This window comes from Phyllobacterium sp. CL33Tsu (assembly GCF_900113985.1).
GTDB classification, from domain to species: Bacteria; Pseudomonadota; Alphaproteobacteria; order Rhizobiales; family Rhizobiaceae; genus Phyllobacterium; species Phyllobacterium pellucidum.
In genome coordinates this window covers 580,330-598,692 of sequence record NZ_FORJ01000002.1, presented here as the reverse complement: position 1 = coordinate 598,692, position 18,363 = coordinate 580,330, and the positions used below count along the sequence as shown (strand labels likewise).

Here is an 18,363-nt window from a genome sequence, read left to right as displayed (position 1 = left end):
CCAGCAACAAGGGTCAACTACAGCCGAAGGTGTACGCTAGTTCTGACTGGAAGAATGACATTTCGGGGCCAATCCCAGACCTGGACGAACTCTGATGTCCGCTTCTCGTGTTGGATGTCTTAGCAGCGGACAACGGCCATCGGCCCCGAAGCTGGCGTTTGGCGATTGTGGCCAATTGAGCGGCTACGCGCCTCCGTCTCGGTCATAGGAGCCTTCATCTCGCTTGTCTGGAAGCAGACATTGTATTGGCAGCGGGGTCGCGCCGCCTTGCGCCTTGAAATCGGTCGTTCAGGCTCTTCGGCGCAGTGCAAGGTAGCCGCCATTCGAGACCGAAGGTAGAGACGACTGAGAAGGCAGCACGTGGATCCCCGCTGCTGCGGGGCCTAAACAGCCGCAGAATACGCATCTCTCATTCATTTTAAGAGGGACGCATTACTGAGGCGAATAACATCACTGACAGCTACCGCCGCCACTACACTACTGAGCCCTAACAACCATTTAACCTGAACCGTAGTCGGCCCTCTACAACTTCTCGCCGGTCTTTTCTTCATACCAGTCGCGAATGGTCATGCACAGAAGTCCGACCAGTGGTGCTTCAAGAAAGGGGAGCGTCTCGCCATCAGGTGCAAACGACGGCGCATCGTATTGGTCCATAGCCCATTTGCCGATGTATTCTCCATCACGGGTCACGACCGACCCGTCATCGCAGAGATTGATCGGATACACCAAGGGATCACCGTACGGGATGCCGTAGCGCCGCCAAGCTTCTCGAAGCTCCTCGCCCGTAAGCTCGGCAGGCGGATCAAAGGGCCGCAGTTCAGGCTTTGGCTCGCGTTTGCCGGTCTTCTTTCGCTGTTTTTCCCCTGACGCCATGGTGGAGAGGTGTTTGCTGCTGCGCGCTCCATCTGCCGGCGGAGATTTTCCTCTTCGAACGCACCTCCCGTACTGATCTGATCCTGAAAGACCGCGGCGTGGCCAACGATTTCGGGCATTCGTCCTTTGCTGGCAGGGATGCTGGGGATCGACGTATTGAACTTTGGGGCAAAGGCACGAATGGCCGTGCTTTCTCTTTCGTGCATCTCGTCCGGTGGGCAGGGGGGCAGGGCAAGAGACCACGGCAATGAAACGTCAGGAACACGGTGGTAATAGCGGCCCAAGCTATCAATAGGCCGTTCCGTTAGGTCCCATGACTGACCGACATAGACGATCTCATCTGCGCAACCGATCAAGTAGATGCCACTTCTCGAAAGAAGACCCGCGTAAAGGAGGTTCAGGCCTCGGTGCGGATTGCGCACAAAGACCTGCCGTCTCCACGCCACGAACTGCTTGTGATTGTTCAGCATCTAAGTCTATCCGCAATGCAGGTCCTGACGTTGCTGTAGCAGTTCCATTTCCGTTAGGCGGGTTGCCATGCCGGACAAGGGCCGCTACCCCGGGGCTGTCCATCGTAATTGCATCTCGGTATTGCGCAAGTGGCGCACGCTGGCAGTGAACAAGAGTCGGACAGTCCAGAGACTCTTTCTCGTTCAACTGCCGGGCGGCAGTAACGCGCCCTTATGGCCGCCGTTCCTTTCGATTGTTTCATTACTTAGAATCAGACGGCCAGCTTCGGTTGTTCTGGAGTCTCGGGATCGCCGAGATAGGACCCTTAGTGCCCGACTCGCAGCCCGTATCATCTGTCAACTTGACAAAACCGACGGCGTTTATTTATAACCATCCGGCTGGAATAATTGGATAAGACGATGGGTAGAAAGCGGGTTATCGATCAGCAGGCTATCCTCGATGCCGCGGAGCGCGTCGTCGGGCGCGATGGTGCTGCCAATCTGACGGTCGAGGCCGTCGCCAAAGAAGCGGGCGTCAACAAGGCGAGTGTGCTTTACGATCACAAGTCCAAACAGGCGCTAGTAGAAGCCGTCGTTGATCGTGCTTTCGAGCGCGATACGGCCTTTCATGCCGGCATCGAGGAGCAGATCGATGGGCCCGAGGATCGGGCAATCAAGGGCCGCATCCTTGCCACTGCCGAACCGCCACCTGAGGCGTTCAAGGCGGTGGCGCTGAACCTCAGCGCCACGCTTGCACTCGATGAAGGATTGCGTCGCAAAATGCAGGAGAGCCAGGCCCGGACCATCGCCCGCATCGAGGAGACCTCACCGTCGCCGCGCGGCGCGCTTCTCGCCTATCTGGCGCTCGAAGGACTGAAGTTCCTTGAACATCTCGATTTCCATCATTTCCCGCGCGAAGATCGCGACAGGGTTCTTCGCGAAATCAACTGGCTCGTGACGGCGCAACCGGGAGAGATTGATCTCCGGGGCGTCAAGGCGGGCTAACATTCAAAATACCATCAGGTAAATGACATGACAGACAGCATTGCCTCACATGCCGCGGCCACGGATAAACTCGTCCCGTTTCAACGTATTTTCCTGACCGGGGGCAGCGGGTATGTCGGCCGCAACCTGATCCGCCATTTTGTTGCCCGCGGCGTTGCGGTAATAGCTCTCGTGCGGAGTGATGTTTCGGCGGACATCGTTCGGGCGCTCGGGGCAGTCCCGTTGCGGGGTGACCTTTTCGATGCCGCCCTCGCCGCCGGAATGACAGGGTGCAATGCCCTGATCCACGCCGCCGCCGACACGGACCATGGCCCGGCGACGGAACGGCAGCGGCGTATCAACGAGGACGGCACGCGCGCTGTGCTCGATGCTGCTCGTGCCGCCGGCATCGCCAAGGTCATCCACCTGAGCACGGAATCCGTGCTTGCTACGGGCCAGCCGCTGGTCAACGTTGATGAGACCATGCCGTTGCCCGCAAAGCCGGCAGGCGGTTATTCCCGCACCAAGGCAGCGGCCGAGCGCATTGCCCTGGTTGCCCATGGTCCGGATTTCTCGGTCGTCGTGCTTCGCCCCCGCTTCGTTTGGGGCCGTGACGACACGACCGCACTGCCAACGCTTTTGGAAGCAGTCCGCTCCGGAAAGTTCGCGTGGATTTCTGGCGGTACTTACCTGACCTCGACGACCCATGTCGCCAATCTCTGCCATGCCGTGGAACTCGCGCTCAGCCAGGGCCATGGTGGACAGGTTTATTTCATCTCGGATGGCGATCCGGTGCCCTTCCGCACGTTCGTATCGGCCCTCATCGAAACACAGGGGCTTGCCGTCCCGGACAAGATCGTGCCGCGCCTCGTGGTTCGCGCCGTAGCCGCGATCGGCGACGTGGTGGCAAAAATATCCGGGGGGCGGATCGTGCCTCCGCTCACGCTTCAGGCCTACGCGACCTCCGCCGTGGAAGTGTCTTTCGATATCGGCAGAGCCCGGTGCGACTTGGGTTATGCCCCGGTGATCTCCCGGGAGGAAGGCCTGACGGAACTCAGGTCCGTTCAGCACTGATAGTCGTCAAGGCGGGGCGCATCGTCGGGCTTTCCCGCGTTGATCCAGTCCACCTTGCCGCGCAGGAATGACAAGGCTGCGTCCAGTGCGACCTTTCGCTCCTCCAGCCTTGCGATCTGCGAATGCAGGACCTCAAGGGTACGTTCCGGTGAATGCTCGCCGGCGCGATATTCCTCATTAAGTGCAAGGATTTCACCAAGTGAGTATCCCAGCGTCTGCTGCAGGCGGATCATGCGCGCGGCCGTCACATCTTCCTGCCGAAATATCTGATAGGGGTTTGAACCGCCCTTGGCGCTGCGTTCCGGTTTCAGTAATCCCTTGGCAATGTAGAAGCGGATGGTGTCGACCGGCAGATCGGCGGCTTTGGAAAATTCCGAAATCAGCATGATTCAACCCTTGACCATGGACTATACTCCATACTTATAAGAGCCGCTTGTCTAAGCAAGGAGCAACACCATGACAAGCAAAATTACCGCCATGCCGCAGGTCCAGCTCGGCCGGGAAGGCCCAATGATCGGTGCCCAAGGGCTCGGGTGCATGGGCATGAGCGAATTCTATGGCGAGACGGATGAGACTGAATCCCGTGCCACGCTGGAGCGGGCGCTGGAACTGGGTGTGACGATGTTCGATACCGCCGATATGTACGGCGTCGGCGCGAACGAGGAGTTCCTCGCCCCTTTCATCGCCGCCCATCGGGACCGGATCATTATCGCCACCAAGTTCGGCTATACCCGCACGCCGCAGAACCCCAACGACTGGAGCCTCGACAACCGCCCCGAATTCATTCGGGCTGCCGTCGACCGTTCCCTGAAGCGGCTCGGTGTTGATGTCATTGATCTCTATTACATGCACCGCCGCGACGGTGTCGTGTCGCTGAATGAGTCGATCGGTGCGATGGCCGATCTGGTGACTGCCGGCAAGGTAAAATGGCTCGGTCTCTCGGCCGTCGGCGCGGAGGAACTGCGCGCCGCCTACGCTATCCATCCGATCGCGGCGCTGCAGTCTGAATGGTCGATCTTCACGCGCGACATCGAGAAGGATGTGGTGCCGGCCGCGGCCGAACTCGGCGTGACAATCGTGCCCTATTCGCCGCTCGGCCGGGGCATGCTGACGGGCCAGGCGTTCGTGAGCGCCATGAGCGGGGATGACGCCCGCCAGCACTTCCCTCGCTTTTCCGCTGAAAACCGGGATGCAAACATGCGGCTGGTTGCCAAAATTGAAGAGATCGCATCCGCCAAGGGTGTAACATCAGCCCAGCTTGCCCTCGCGTGGCTTTCCGCTCAATCCAAGGTATTGAACGCAAAGACGGCCCCCATCCCCGGAACGCGCAAGCGCACGCGGCTGGAGGAAAATGTCGCGGCGGCCTCCATCAGCCTTACCGAGGAAGAGATTGGGATGCTGGAGCCGCTTGCGGCAGCGGTGCAAGGTATCGCAATCTGAGTGGATCGATCCGATGCGCGGTCTAGGCCGCGCATCGGAGCCAAGTGAGATGCTCACTTGGGGGCCGAGGCTGCTATGCGCCCTTGTTCAAGTCATTGACCCGGTAGCGGCCGCATCCTGAAAGCTGACATTCAAAGGGACAGCACATTCACGGTTGGCCGCATTCATCCGACATATTCGCCGTTTTCGAGATTGTCACAAACCTCGCATGGGTTGCAGACAGGGATACATTGCGCTTAGTGTCTTGCCCAACGATGCGATCGCCGAACTTTCGAAAAACAGGAAGTGCCCGTTGAAAGGAACAGACTTCAACGAGTTCAGGAACGGATGGCGGCTGGTGCTGGCCGGCTTACTCGGAACGGCTTTGGGCATGCCCGCCATTCCGTTCTACACGATCGGCGTCTTTGCGCCGATCTTCGTGGAAGAATTCGGCTGGTCCTTCGCGATCATTTTTGGCGGTCTGTCGCTGTTGGCCGGTGCAATTCTGATCGTCGGTCCATTTTTCGCGACGTTGATCGACAGGTTTGGTGCGCGACTGGTGGCGTCGATCTCGCTACCGTGCCTGGGCCTGAGCTACATGACGCTCGCGGCATCGAACGGCTCTATCGAACAATACTATCTGTCGTGGCTGGCTATCGCGATCTTCGGGTTGGGAGCGACCCCCGTCGTCTTCACGCGGGCGATGAATAATGCGTTCGAAGAACGCCGAGGTCTTGCCCTTGGCATCGTGCTATCTGGCGCGGGCCTGTTCGCCTTCGTGGTGAAACCGCTGGCACAACTGTTGATCGAAACTGGTGGATGGCGTGTCGCTATCTTGGTGATCGGGGCACTGCCCATATTTATCGCGTGCCCAATGGTCCTCTGGGGCTTTGCTAGGCTGCCAAGTAAGAATGCCAGCACCGAGTTGGCGATGAACGAGGTGTCGGATGGCATGAGCGCTCGTGAGGCCTTCCAGTCACGCTATTTTTGGATCTTGGCGATCGTTTTTGTGCCGATGTCACTCGCCATCGCCGCGCCATTGCCCAACATCGAAAACATACTTCGCTCGCTGAGCCTCTCGCCCAGCGAAATCGTCCAACTCGCCTCGCTCGTCGGAATAGCGGCCGTGGTGGGCCGACTGTTGGGCGGCATTCTGGTTGATCGCTTTTGGGCACCGGCAGTCGGTACGGTCATATTGACGTTCGGCGCAGTCTCCTGCCTCATCCTTTCGCTAGGCCAGGTGGACTTTCCCATGGCGTGCATCGCTATAATATTGCTTGGCCTAACTTCTGGGGTGGAATTCGACCTGATGGCCTATCTGGTTGCCCGATATCTCGGTATGCGCAGCTATGCCACGACCTACGCCACGTTGTACGGAATTTTTGTGGTGGGCGCTTTTGTAGGTCCCAGCCTGTTCGGCTACGCGTTCGACAGTACGGGTACCTATTCGGGATTACTCAAGGCCTGTGCGCTGCTGCTTGTGGCTGGCGCGGCAACGATTCTTCTCCTGGGGCCCTATCCGAACCGAAAGATCCAGGCATTCGCCTAGATCGCCGGATCAATTTTGGCCGTCAGGGCCCGTGTGGGTTTTAACCTCTTTTAACCAGCCAGCAGGGAAGCGCCGCGCTATCATGCCTACAGTCCGGATGGCTGGCTTCACTCCGCCCTCCGCCGTGAAACATCAGGAGGCGGGTTTATGAGCAAAGGAAAAGTGCTGGTGATGGGCTCAAACGCCACACGCATCGAAATTCAGGGAGCCGGCACCGGGCCTACGGGACAATATCTAAATGAAACAGTGGTGCCTATGTTGGCGCTTGTCGGTGCAGGCTATGAAGTTCTGCTTGCCACTCCCTCTGGGGCCAAGCCTTTCATTGACCCGGCATCGGACGCAGTCCAGCATTTCGACGGCGACGAGGAGGCGTATCTTCGCGGCAAAGAGTTCTTCGCCAACGATCCCTCAATGAACACGGGCCGCACCCTGCGATCTGTGATCGAGGAGGGGCTGGATAGGTATGCCGGCGTGTTCGCGCCAGGAGGCCAAGGACCCGTCGTCGATCTGATGCAGGATCCCGACGCGGGAGAGATCCTTCGGCATTTCCACGCGGCCGGAAAGCCCACCGCCTTGCTCTGTCACGGCCCGATCGTCTCGATCTCCGCAATGCCTCAGGCGAAGGAATTTCGCGCGGCGCTGATCCTGGGTGACCAGGTCAAGGCGGCAGAACTTGCCAACGGATGGCAATATGCAGGCTACAAAATGACGGTGTATTCGGGAAGCGAGGAAAAACCCATTGAGGATAACATCCTGCATGGCAAGCTTTATTTCTATATGCCCGAAACCCTGGACTTAGCTGGCGCCAAGGCGACAACCGGCCCAGACTTCGAACCCTACGTGATCGTGGATCGTGAACTTATCACGGGCCAGAATCCTCGCTCTGATCATCCGATCGCGGCAAAGCTCATCGAAGCACTCGATCGCGCCAGTCCGGCGTTGTGAAGCATATGGGGCGTAGTGTCTCGCCGTGTACATCCCTCAATCAAATGGAGCTGGTTTTATGGTGCGCATTGCTTTAGTCCTCCTGTTGTCCTTGATCGCTCCTGCAGCCGCGTTGGCGCAGTCGGGCGAAAAGCCTGTGTCGATTGTTCTTGTGCATGGCGCGTTCGTCGACGGCTCCGGCTGGAAAGCGGTCTTCGACATACTGACTAACGAAGGATACGAGGTGCTGGTCGTCCAGAACCCGACGATCAGCCTCAATGGCGATGTTGCGGCCACGCATCAGGTGATTGCCGCGGCAAGACATCCGGTGATCCTCGTCGGCCACTCCTATGGCGGAATGGTCATCACGGAGGCCGGTGACAATCCGAAGGTACGAGGTCTGGTTTATATCGCTGCTTTTGCGCCAGACTCAGGGGAGTCGGTGGCATCGCTTGCGGAACAGAAGCCGCCGACGGGAGAATCGGCCGCGCCGCTGCTGCCGCCCCACGACGGTTACCTGCTCGTGGACCCGTCAAAATTCCCGGGTGCTTTCGCCGCCGATGTCGATGCTTCGATCACGCGATTCATGGCCGCCTCGCAGGTGCCGTGGGGGCTAGAAGCAGTGCAGACAAAAATCACCAAGGTCGCGTGGAAGGCCAAGCCGTCGCATTTTATGGTAACCACCAAAGACTCGATGATTCCGCCTACCTTCCAGCGGGCATTCGCGAAACGGGCCGGCGCTACAACCATGGAGATTGATAGCAGCCATGCCGTGATGCTCTCCCATCCGCGCGAGGCTGCAGCCTTCATTGAAACTGCCGGCCGTACGAAATAGCCGACTGGGAGATCCTGATCATGGCTCACATCAAGATTGTGGGGACATTGCTTGCAAGACCTGGGAAAGCGGGAGAGCTTGAGGCGTTGCTCTTCAGCATGGCGCCCCACTGCAGGGCCGAGCAGGGTAATCTACGATGGGACATCTGGCGGGACCAGACGAAAGCCGACCAATATGTTCTGGACGAGCTCTATCTCAACAATGCAGCGGTGGAGGCTCACCACGAGACGCCGCATTTCAAGAACTATCTGTCGAAAATCCACGACCTTGCCGACCGCAACGCCATTGTGCTCGAGCCCGCACTAGTAGCGAACAAGAATGGCTGTTAAGACCTACCATCGACGGGCTGTGTACTATCGCCTAAGTGTCTCGAGCAGGTGACGCGCCTTCGCTATGTTCGCACAGGCCGGCACGTTATCGAACTCGGCGCAGATGGGCGACAGCAGATCGGCTGCCGCCACGAGGCGATCGGTTTCGGCCCAAAGTTGCGCCAGAGCCGTCGAGGCCCGAAGCTGGAAGAAAAGCGCACCGCTTTCTCTTGCAGTCTCTGTGGCCAGCAGCAGCGTTTCCGACGCGCCCGACAAGTCGCCATCCCGCCACTGCACCAGTCCGTGCACCCGATGCAGTTCCGGCTGTGACCAGTATTCGCCTTGGCGGTCGGCACGGTCGAAGGCAGCGCTCAAGCTGTCACGGGCGAGCGCGATATGTTTATGACGCAATGCGGCTTCCGCGAGCATGGCGAGATATAGAGGCACCCGGACGAGGAAAATGTTGGAAATGAGTTGGCCTATCGCAAGTCGCATCATGTCAACGCCTCCGCCCTCGCCGTCCATGCTCCTCACGGCGCCCTCGTAGAATTTACAAACGGGTCGCCAGATGGCGATATCGCGCAAGCTAAGGTTGCGCGCTAGCATCGCAACATGTCGGCGCGCAGTTTCGCTCTCGCCGGACCACAGCGCGATAGGCAGCGCCGCCTGTGCAAGGGCGTTGGAATGCGAAACCAAGTGATCGAGCGCAAGGCTGTGATCGAGCGCCTCCTGCAGTGCCGTCGTCGCCTCGCTTCGATCGCCACACACCCAGGCCGCCGTCGCAAACGCCACCCGGATCGACACGAACCGGTCCATCTGGAATCGGGTGACGGCCGATCGTTTCGCGGTGATCGCATGCTCGCGCAAGAGCCTTTTCAGGTCATCGCACGCAAGCCGGACGTCGCCGCAGTAAAAGGCGGCCGTTGACCTTACGCGCTCGCCCTCCGCTACCACCGCCTGTTCATTTTCCCGTTCGGCGAGTTGGGCGAACTGCTTGAGAGTCGCAATTGCTTGCCGGTGTCGTCCGGTGAAGCTTTGCAGGATACCAAGTCCCCACAATGTACGCAGCTGGTAGTCGACATTGCCGATCTCGCGGGCCAATTGGTTGGCCTCCATCCACGCCGCATCGGCTTCGGGGCCTAAATGATCGGAGAAATTGAGGCCCGAGGCGTAGGACGCTATCAGTTTCATTTTGACGGCGGGGTCGCACCGAGACAGCGCTTCAACCGATTCCAGTGCCCGTTCCACGCGCCGGCGACTTTCCGCTACGGTCGACAACTCGTCCCAAAGCGAGATTGCCGCGCTGGTAAGACGCACACCGACCTCGGGATCGGCACCGTCGCCTAAGGTCCAGTCGATCGCCTTCCGCAAGTCGTTCGCTCGCGGTTCGTAGCAGGCGGTCCATTCATTCCTCGGTTGCCATTGCCAATCCGCCTCGGCTTGCTCGAACAGTTGTAGAAGATGGCGCGCATGGCTGGATTGAGCGTCGACGGCTTCTCCACTCTTGTTTAGCCGCTCGGCCGCAAAGCTGCGAGTACTGTCGAGCAGGCGATAGCGCGGCACGCCCGCATCGTACACGACCGACAGGAGTGATTTCGCGGCGAGGCTTTCAATGCACGCCGCTATCTCCTCGATCCTGCCGCCGATGCGACCGGCGACGCCGATGACGTCGGATAGAAAGAAGCTTGCCGAAAAAACCGAAAGCAACCGCAGGAGCCGGGCCTCATCCCGGGCGAGAAGTTGGTAGCTCCAATCCATGGTCGCAAGCAGCGTCTGGTGGCGGGCTGAAGTATCGCGTGCTCCTGCATTGAGAGGCTCGAAGCTGCGTTCCAGAAGACCGAGTAGGGTTGCCAGATCCATAGTCACCAGCCTCGATGCCGCAAGCTCGATGGCAAGCGGAATGCCCTCGAGTCTTCGGCAAATGGCCGAAACCGCAGGCGCGTCCATGTCATATAATTGGTAGCCACACGCCTCGTGTGCCGTTCTGACGAAGAGCTCCACGGCAGCAAAGGCCAAGGCATCCTTTCGATTGTTGATCTCTTCCTCTTCCGGATAAGCTAGTGGTGACAAGCGATAGACGCTCTCGGACCGCGAGTGGAGCGGTTCCCGGCTCGTCGCGAGGATGTGAACGCCGGGAGCTGCCAGCCTCAAATGCTCAGCGATGGCGCAGGCCGTGCTAAGAACATGCTCGCAATTGTCGAGCACAAGCAGCATTTCGCGATCCCGCAATGTTTCGACGATGCCGGCAAGCACATTGGTCCATTTGCCGCTGACGCCCAGCGAAGCCGCAATCGTCGTGTCCACAAGCTGTGGGTCGCCGATGGTGGCGAGATCGACGAAGCAAACACCATCGCCATAACGTTTCAGAATGCGTGTCGCTGCGGCCAATGCGACGGTCGTCTTGCCGACTCCGGCCGGGCCGACAACAGTCACGAATTTTTCCGTCGGAAGCTTGGCTTCGAGCGCCGCGATAACTTGATCGCGTCCTATAATCGGCGCGATGTTCGACAATTCTCTCGCTGGCGCCTTGGCATCGAAAGCCGGCGGCGAATGATCTCCTCCATAGATACGCAGCGGGGCGACGAAGCGATAGCCGCGCCCGCTTACCGTGGCAATGCACGACAGTCCTGACGCTTCTCGCTGAAGAGCACGGCGCAATGCGGCGATGTTGACCTTCAGATTGCTTTCATGGACGAAGGTGTCCGGCCAGACGAAGCTCATCAGCTGGTTCTTGGTGACGACCTCTCCCGCATGGATTAGCAGCAAGTGGAGCAGATCGAGAGCTCGGGCTCCTACCCTCATCGGTTTGTCATCAAACATCAACAATTGCCGGTCCGGAATGAACCGATAGTCGCCGAAGCAATATGTCTTACCGTCTATCTTGCCGGATCGTTTCATGCACCCACGATTGACTCCGTGATCAACGCGCCGTTTCGTACTGCGCCTCAGCATCTGACCGGATGTCCCCCAGGCTCAGCTTAGTTTGCTCTGGCGTGGGGACAATTTAACCTCTTTATCCGCTCGCGTATAGAACCGTCGGACGTGACAGGCAGGAGTGCGCGTCGTGGGGCCGGTGATGTCGGCCCTTGGTTGTAAATGTAGACCGTCCTGGCCGAACCATGACATCATTGATAGCGGTAAACTAAGTAATCAGTATTGGATTTTACCTCTTTTTACCACGCAGGCGGTGACTGTGGTGGTAGTCGTACTTTCAACATAGACGCTAGCATACCGGCTTTCGATTAATTCGACCGAAGTGCCCATCGATCTGAACAAACGCTAGATCTTCGAAGACGCGACCCCTGAACGACTGTGCCGCATCCACCCCTGCTCAGTGGGAAGCTCGATCAAAGAAAGGCCGCATACGATGCCACGCAAGTTCAACACCCTCACGCTTTCAGACGCGAAGCATATAATCGAGGCAGGCGAGGCAAAAGCTGCCAGCATTGGCATTGCCTACAATATCGCCGTCGTCGATGCGGGCGGGGCGCTCGTTGCATTCAGCCGGCAGGACGGTGCTCTGATCGGAAGCATCGATCTCGCCATCGGCAAGGCAGTGACGGCCCGTTTATTCGATAAGACCACCGCCTATCTCAGCGAACTGGCGCAGCCCGGCGCGCCACTCTTTGGTATCGAGCATAGCAATGGCGGACGGGTCATTATCTTCGGTGGTGGCGCTCCGGTGCGCATCGGCGGTGAAATCATTGGTGCGGTGGGCGCGAGCGCCGGATCGGTCGAACAAGATATTTCGGTCACTGAGGCTGCGATCGCGGCACTCAATTCAAGCAACGCCTGAACGAAACATCGGTAATGAAAGCGGAGCGCATCGCTATTCGACCGACCGCCGCTTCCAGACATCATGCCTGGGTGCCCCCCTGGCGCGAGCTCCGCCTTCAATGAAACCTGTCGAACGGCCAATATCCAATCGAAGACGACCCCTGACCGTTGGGATGCTCAACCGCCGGTCAAAAGAAGTAAATTCTGGTCAACTGTCCTTTGCAGCTTCGGAAGCCGCGGGTACGGTTGCATGCAATAGCTGAGTCCTGGCAAATTTGGAAAGGCTTGCGATGTTTGATATCACGGTAAATGGCGTTAGGCACGAAGTCGACGTGGTTCCCGAGATGCCATTGCTCTGGGTTTTGCGCGACGAGCTTGGCATCACAAGTCCGAAGTACGGTTGTGGAATAGCCCAGTGCGGCGCCTGCACGGTACAGATTGACGGAATAGCCGTGCGCTCATGCCAAGCGCGCATGGGTGACGTCGCAGGCAAGGCGATTACCACGATCGAAGCCGTCGGCAATGGCAAGCTTCACCCGGTGCAGGAGGCCTGGATCGAACATCAGGTACCCCAGTGCGGCTACTGTCAGACCGGCCAGATTATCCAAGCGATCTCCCTCCTGGAGATGATTCCCAATCCATCAGATGAGGATATCAATGAAGTCATGTCGGGCAATCTCTGCAGATGTGGCACCTATGAGCGTATTCGCGTCGCCATCCATGCAGCCGCCGAAAAGATAGGAGGCAGATGATATGGGCGAGATACCAGGTCTTTCCCGCCGAGCCTTCGTTTTCGGCTCTGCAGCTGTCGCCGGCGGTGTCGCTTTCGGTTCGTATGGTCGGGCCCAACAGGCGCCTTCTGCCCCTACTGCCAAAAATCCGTTGGCATCAGGTCTCGGGCCGGATTCGGTCACATTCAATCCGTGGGTGGAGATCAGTCCGCAAAGAATTACGCTCATTGCCCAGCATGCGGACATCGGCCAAGGCGTCGGTTCTATCCAACCGCTCATGATCGCGGAGGAGTTAGACCTCGAGCCGGGTCAGTTTGAGATTCGTTTTGCCGCACCTAGCCCCGCCTATTTTAATACCGGGTTCGCTCATGAACTTGCTCCATTCATGGCGCCTGACCAAAGCCCGGAAGCAGAGAAGGCACGAGCGGCTGCGCTGGAATGGTTGAGGCAGTCGGGCCTGCAGATGACAGGGGGCTCCAGTACCATACCAGATACCTACGAAAAACTGCGCGCAGCAGGCGCAGTTGCGCGAGAAACGCTGAAAGCGGCCGCAGCCAAGCGAAGCGGATTCGCCGTTGCCGAATTACGCACCGAGGCTGGCAACGTGATCCTTCCGGATGGAAAGAAAATCTCCTACATCGAGCTGTCTACAGACGCGGCAAACATTCCTCCGGTGATGGACGTCAAGCTTCGTGACCCGTCACAATGGCGACTGATTGGCAAGCCTATGGAACGGCTTGATATACGCTCCAAAGTTACCGGCGAATTGAAATTTGGCATCGATCGCGAGATCGACGGAATGGTTTACGCAGCCGTCAAACTGAACCCCAACAAGGGTCAGCCCATAAAGTCGTATGACGCAAGCAAAGCTCAATCGATGCCGGGCGTCCAGAAGATAATCAAGATCTCGAACGGCATTGCCGTGATCGCGACAAACAGCTGGTATGCCATGAAGGCGGCCGAGCTTGTCGATTGCCTATGGGAGCCGTCCAAATACCCCGCCGAGCAAGCTGAGCACTGGAATATCGTGGGCTCTTCCTTTACTGCGGAATTCCTCGGCAAAGAGTGGCGCAATGATGGCGATATAGACGCTGGATTGAAAGAGGGCACGCTCGTGGAGGCAGAATATCGCGCCCCATATGTTGGACATCAACCACTGGAACCACTCAACGGTATAGGCATCGTTACCGACAGCGGAATGGAAATCTGGGCTGGTCATCAAACTCCGCAGTCAGTGCAATATATTGCAGCAAAAGCGATCGACATGAAGCCCGAGCAGATCACCTTTCATAACGAGTGGTCAGGTGGAAGCTTCGGACACCGTCTTGAATTCGAAAACATCAGAGTGCTCGCCGAGATCGCGAACCAGCTACGCGGAACTCCTGTAAAGCTCGTCTTCTCGCGTGAGGAGGATTTCCGGCAGGATATTCCGCGCCAGATTGCGATGGGGAGATATAGGGGTAGTGTCCATGACGGCAAGATAATCGCCGCTGACGTTCAGGTTGCAGCAACCCCTCCATTCAAAGAATTGCTTGGAAGGATGGGCTCGCCGCCCAAAGACCCTGATGCTCAACTGGCGGTTGGCATATGGAATGTATACTACGATATTCCAAATTATCGCGCGACGAGCTTCGAGGTAAAGGGACTATCCCCTTCCACCACTTGGCGGTCGGTCGGGGCTTCGGCGAACGGCTTCTTTACCGAGAGTTTCCTTGACGAACTCATCCACGCTGCACGGCTTGATCCGCTCTTGGCGCGCATCCAGTTTTGCAAGATCCCGATCTACCGAAAGCTTCTGGAAACCGTCGGAGAAATGGCCGACTGGCAGGGACCACTCGGGAACGGAAAAGGCCGTGGTGTGGCGTTTGTCGAGTCGTTTGGCACAGCGGTGGCTGAGATCGTTGAAGTGACTATGACAGACTCGGGCATCAAAATCGACAAGGTCTGGGTTGCGGCTGACGTCGGTAAGGTAATTGATCCCATCAATTTTGAGAATCTTGTCCAAGGCGGTGTCATCTGGGGCCTTGGTCATGCAATGAACTGCGAGCTCACCTATAGCAAGGGGGCTGTCCAACAGACCAACTACAACCACCACGAGGCCATGCGCATGTATCAGTGTCCGGTGATCGAGGTTCGTGGCCTGGAAAACGATTACACGGTCAGAGGCATTGGTGAGCCGCCGGTACCACCTGCAGCACCCGCACTCGCAAATGCCATATTCGCTGCGACAGGCAAGCGCATCCGCGAAATGCCCTTCAACAAGTTCATCGATTTCGTTTGAGTGAGGGCGGATATGACAAGAATTCTGATTGCCATTACGCTCGCAGTTTGCACGGTAACACCTCTTACAGTGATGGTTTACGCAAAGGGCGAAGGTTCGAAAGACGTACTTCCCCCGGGGAGCGTCAGCAGGACGGCCGGTCTAGAGGCATGGAAAAGGATCGAAGCGGTCGTTACCCATCCGCGCTGCGCCAATTGCCATGTGGATATTCGCGGCATTCCGATTTGGACTCCAGCCGGTGAAACGAAGTCTCGAATTCATGGCATGAACATTCATGCGGGCCTGAGCCGGATTGGAGCCGAAGAAATAGCCTGTTCGGCATGCCATATGACGTCCACTCAGCCGAACGACCCTGCTCCCGCGCCACCGCGTGCAGGCATTCCTTGGCAACTCGCTCCCGTGGAGTTTCTTTGGTACGGTCAGAGTGGTACTGAGATTTGCAAACAACTAAAGGATCCGGCCCGGAACGGAGGCCGCGATAATGTGGGCTTGCTCGACCATCTTCGGCACGATGCATCATTGGGTGGGTTCATTCCAAGAAGTTGGGAACCGGGAGCAGGCCGCAGCAGGCCGCCTGGAACCTTCGAGGACCATGTCAAAGACATGGCTCTTTGGGGGGCCGCGGGGCAACCCTGTCCAAACTAAGGAGGCATAATTGCTATGTGTTACTGGGGATCAGCGGGGTTATCCTAATGCATCGAGGTACACTGCTATGGTAAACAAACATACCGGCCAATGCGCATGCGGCGCGTGAGATTCGGGTTCGACATCAATTCCGACTTTGTCGCTGTCTGCCATTGTATCGACTGCAAAAGGGCATCGGGTGGCGAAGCGATGACACTTCTCTGCGTAGCTGAAGATGATTTCACTCTCCTAAGCGGTCAACCCCAGGCTTTTCATTACACCGCTTCTTCGGGAAATGGGCTGGACCGTAATTTCTGTCCCGCTTGCGGCGCAAGACTGTTCACCAGCAACGGGGAAAGCTACCCGGGCATGGTCTTCGTCACGATCGGCGGCCTCGACAACCGCGAAGGCGTCATGCTGTGCTGAAATGTTCACCAAGCGCCGGCTCGCTTGGGCCGTTCCGCTCGAGGCGCCGCAATTCGAGGCTATGCCGAGATGAACTCTGCCGTTTGGCCGATAACTGGTCGCCGAATTTGACTATCCGCCTGAACAACGAGGGCGCGTAGGATGTTTGGGCGGATCGCAGCCATCCGCGCAAACATTACGAATGGAGGGACGAATGTTGGAGAATACCTATCGCGGTCAATGCGCTGCCGTGACCCTGCATTGCACGAACGAAGGGGAGCGGTGAAACCGCGGTCTTCGCCTTGGCGCCCGGCTATGGGATGCGTGGAAACGTCCGCGAACAGAGAGCCCTCGGAAATTGTTTGGTTTTGTAGTGCACAGGATAAACTGACGAGATCATCGGGATAGTCCGATATGGAGTTCACACAATGGCGATCACCGATGCTCGGCGGGAACAAGCATATCCAACACTTTCGACTTTCCAAATCGGGATGGCTCGACGCTTCGCGAGCGGCGAGCCGAGGCGCTTCGGCCCAGGCGACATCCTCTATGAGATCGGAACCCGCAACGTGCCTGCCTGGCTTATTCTAGAGGGATCCGCCGATGCAATTCAGCGCGGTGCGGCTGGCAGGTCGTCCGTGATCGCCACTTACGGTCCGGGCCAGTTCACCGGCGAGACCAACCAGTTGTCTGGTCATGCAACCCTGGCATCGGTGGTCGCGGGCGAGAAGGGCGTAATTGCAATACCCTTTGATGCCCCACATCTTCGCGCGCTTGTCATCGGGTCGGCGGATGTTGGTGAGGCGATCATGCGCGCCTACATCCTCCGTCGCGTCTCGCTGATCGAAGAAGGGCGGGCCGGCGGTGCAGGGTCGATTCTGGTTGGACGCCGGGATGCTCCCGACATCGTGAGGTTGTCTGGATTTCTCACCCGCAACGGCTATCCCCACGCCCTCGTCGCCGCATGCGAGGCCGAGGGGCGCGAGCTGGTCGAACGGCTCGGCATCGCACCTGAAGATCTGCCGTTGATGATCTGCCCAAACGGCACATTGCTCAGAAATCCGAGCGACGCGGATGCTGCGTCCTGTCTGGGCGTCGTGCCGGATCTCGATCCGAAGAATGTCTATGACGTGGCAGTCGTCGGAGCGGGACCGGCTGGACTGGCCACGGCTGTCTATGGGGCATCTGAGGGGCTGTCTGTTTTGGTTCTCGATTCGCGCGCTTTCGGCGGCCAGGCGGGCGCATCCGCCCGGATCGAAAATTATCTCGGCTTCCCAACTGGTATCTCCGGACAGGCTCTTGCGGGCCGGGCCTTCAATCAAGCGACGAAGTTCGGTGCCGAGCTTGCGATCCCACTGACCGTCGGAAAGCTGTGCTGTCATGGACCTGAGTCGGAAGCTCCTTTCTCTCTCGAGCTCAGCAATGGGTGTACCGCACGGGCGCGTTCCATCGTGATCGCGTCAGGAGCGCGCTACCGACGGCCTGATGTCACCAATATCGAAGAGCTGGAGGGAGCCGGCGTCTCCTACTGGGCATCGCCGATCGAGGCCCGCCTCTGCGCCGGAGAGGAAGTCACTCTCGTCGGCGGCGGGAACTCGGCCGGCCAGGCCGTTGCTTACCTCGCACCACAGGTCAGGCACCTGCATCTCGTGGTCCGGCGACCACTCGAGCAGACTATGTCCCAGTATCTGATCGACCGGCTCGCGGTATTGGCCAATGTCGAACTCCATGTGGGCAGGGAGATTGTGGGCTTGCATGGCGACCGGGAGACAGGTTTGACCGGCGCCACCTTCCGTGACGTCCGAACCGGCGAGACCGAGGAGTGTGCTTCGCGCCATCTCTTCCTGTTTATCGGCGCCGATCCTAATACCAGCTGGCTTGACGGCTGTGTCGCGATCGACGGAAAAGGCTTCGTTCTCACGGGAGATGGTATCGGCCATGGGGAGCGACTGCCGCTGGAAACGAGTTGCCCTGGCATCTTTGCCATTGGAGACGCACGGGCCGGCTCCACAAAGCGGGTCGCGGCCGCCGTCGGTGAAGGCGCGGCCGTCATCGCGCAGATCCATTCTTTCTTGGTGCGAAATGTGGGAGGCACGTCTGCGCTGGCCGCTTCGCCGATCCCAACTTAGC

14 protein-coding genes and 1 pseudogene are annotated in these 18,363 nt (G+C 58.4%); 12 read left to right on the top strand and 3 right to left on the bottom strand.

Annotation, left to right across the window (positions count from 1 at the left end):
* Positions 1-522 precede the first annotated feature (522 nt).
* The gene (locus BM074_RS12500; protein WP_091922344.1) at positions 523-873 is read right to left on the bottom strand and encodes a hypothetical protein; all 351 of its coding nucleotides are present in this window, start codon (positions 871-873) and stop codon (positions 523-525) included.
* Positions 874-1,742: 869 nt separating this feature from the next.
* Here BM074_RS12500 and BM074_RS12495 point away from each other — a divergent pair.
* Positions 1,743-2,327, top strand: coding sequence for a TetR/AcrR family transcriptional regulator (locus tag BM074_RS12495; RefSeq protein ID WP_091922342.1), 585 nt, complete (start codon positions 1,743-1,745; stop codon positions 2,325-2,327).
* 27 nt (positions 2,328-2,354) lie between these two features.
* Positions 2,355-3,380: an NAD-dependent epimerase/dehydratase family protein gene (locus tag BM074_RS12490; protein ID WP_091922340.1), complete on the top strand. Its 1,026-nt coding sequence runs from the start codon at positions 2,355-2,357 to the stop codon at positions 3,378-3,380.
* Here the strand turns inward: BM074_RS12490 and BM074_RS12485 are convergent.
* Complete coding sequence (locus BM074_RS12485) at positions 3,371-3,766, bottom strand: MerR family transcriptional regulator (protein WP_091922339.1); 396 nt, start codon at positions 3,764-3,766, stop codon at positions 3,371-3,373. The genes BM074_RS12490 and BM074_RS12485 overlap by 10 nt on opposite strands.
* Before the next feature lie 70 nt (positions 3,767-3,836).
* Here BM074_RS12485 and BM074_RS12480 point away from each other — a divergent pair, with 70 nt between their 5' ends.
* The 5 genes from BM074_RS12480 to BM074_RS12460 all read left to right on the top strand — a co-directional run bounded on the left by BM074_RS12480 (position 3,837) and on the right by BM074_RS12460 (position 8,436).
* Entirely contained in the window at positions 3,837-4,820 is a 984-nt protein-coding gene (locus BM074_RS12480) for an aldo/keto reductase (protein ID WP_091922338.1), read from the top strand.
* 292 nt (positions 4,821-5,112) lie between these two features.
* Positions 5,113-6,348 carry an MFS transporter gene (locus tag BM074_RS12475; protein WP_027230383.1) on the top strand — a complete coding sequence of 412 codons (1,236 nt, stop codon included), beginning with the start codon at positions 5,113-5,115 and terminating at the stop codon, positions 6,346-6,348.
* A gap of 147 nt (positions 6,349-6,495) precedes the next feature.
* Positions 6,496-7,293 carry a type 1 glutamine amidotransferase domain-containing protein gene (locus BM074_RS12470; protein WP_027230382.1) on the top strand — a complete coding sequence of 266 codons (798 nt, stop codon included), beginning with the start codon at positions 6,496-6,498 and terminating at the stop codon, positions 7,291-7,293.
* A gap of 58 nt (positions 7,294-7,351) precedes the next feature.
* Positions 7,352-8,107: an alpha/beta fold hydrolase gene (locus BM074_RS12465; RefSeq protein ID WP_091922337.1), complete on the top strand. Its 756-nt coding sequence runs from the start codon at positions 7,352-7,354 to the stop codon at positions 8,105-8,107.
* Positions 8,108-8,127: 20 nt separating this feature from the next.
* Complete coding sequence (locus BM074_RS12460) at positions 8,128-8,436, top strand: putative quinol monooxygenase (RefSeq protein WP_081815769.1); 309 nt, start codon at positions 8,128-8,130, stop codon at positions 8,434-8,436.
* Positions 8,437-8,460: 24 nt separating this feature from the next.
* Here the strand turns inward: BM074_RS12460 and BM074_RS12455 are convergent, their stop codons facing one another.
* A complete protein-coding gene (locus BM074_RS12455; protein ID WP_175499001.1) occupies positions 8,461-11,313 on the bottom strand; it encodes a winged helix-turn-helix domain-containing protein in 2,853 nt (950 codons plus the stop codon).
* A 469-nt stretch (positions 11,314-11,782) separates the two neighbouring features.
* Between BM074_RS12455 and BM074_RS12450 the strand changes: the two genes are divergently transcribed.
* From BM074_RS12450 to BM074_RS12425, 5 genes and pseudogenes are all read left to right on the top strand, one after another.
* Complete coding sequence (locus BM074_RS12450) at positions 11,783-12,211, top strand: GlcG/HbpS family heme-binding protein (RefSeq protein WP_091922333.1); 429 nt, start codon at positions 11,783-11,785, stop codon at positions 12,209-12,211.
* A 271-nt stretch (positions 12,212-12,482) separates the two neighbouring features.
* Positions 12,483-12,944, top strand: a complete 462-nt coding sequence (locus BM074_RS12445; RefSeq protein ID WP_091922331.1) for a (2Fe-2S)-binding protein — start codon at positions 12,483-12,485, stop codon at positions 12,942-12,944.
* Between the two features lies 1 nt (position 12,945).
* A complete protein-coding gene (locus tag BM074_RS12440; RefSeq protein WP_091922329.1) occupies positions 12,946-15,204 on the top strand; it encodes a xanthine dehydrogenase family protein molybdopterin-binding subunit in 2,259 nt (752 codons plus the stop codon).
* Between the two features lie 712 nt (positions 15,205-15,916).
* Positions 15,917-16,327 (top strand): annotated as a pseudogene (locus BM074_RS12430) (GFA family protein).
* 334 nt (positions 16,328-16,661) lie between these two features.
* A complete protein-coding gene (locus tag BM074_RS12425) occupies positions 16,662-18,362 on the top strand; it encodes an FAD-dependent oxidoreductase (protein ID WP_113282198.1) in 1,701 nt (566 codons plus the stop codon).
* The last annotated feature ends 1 nt before the right edge of the window (position 18,363 follow it).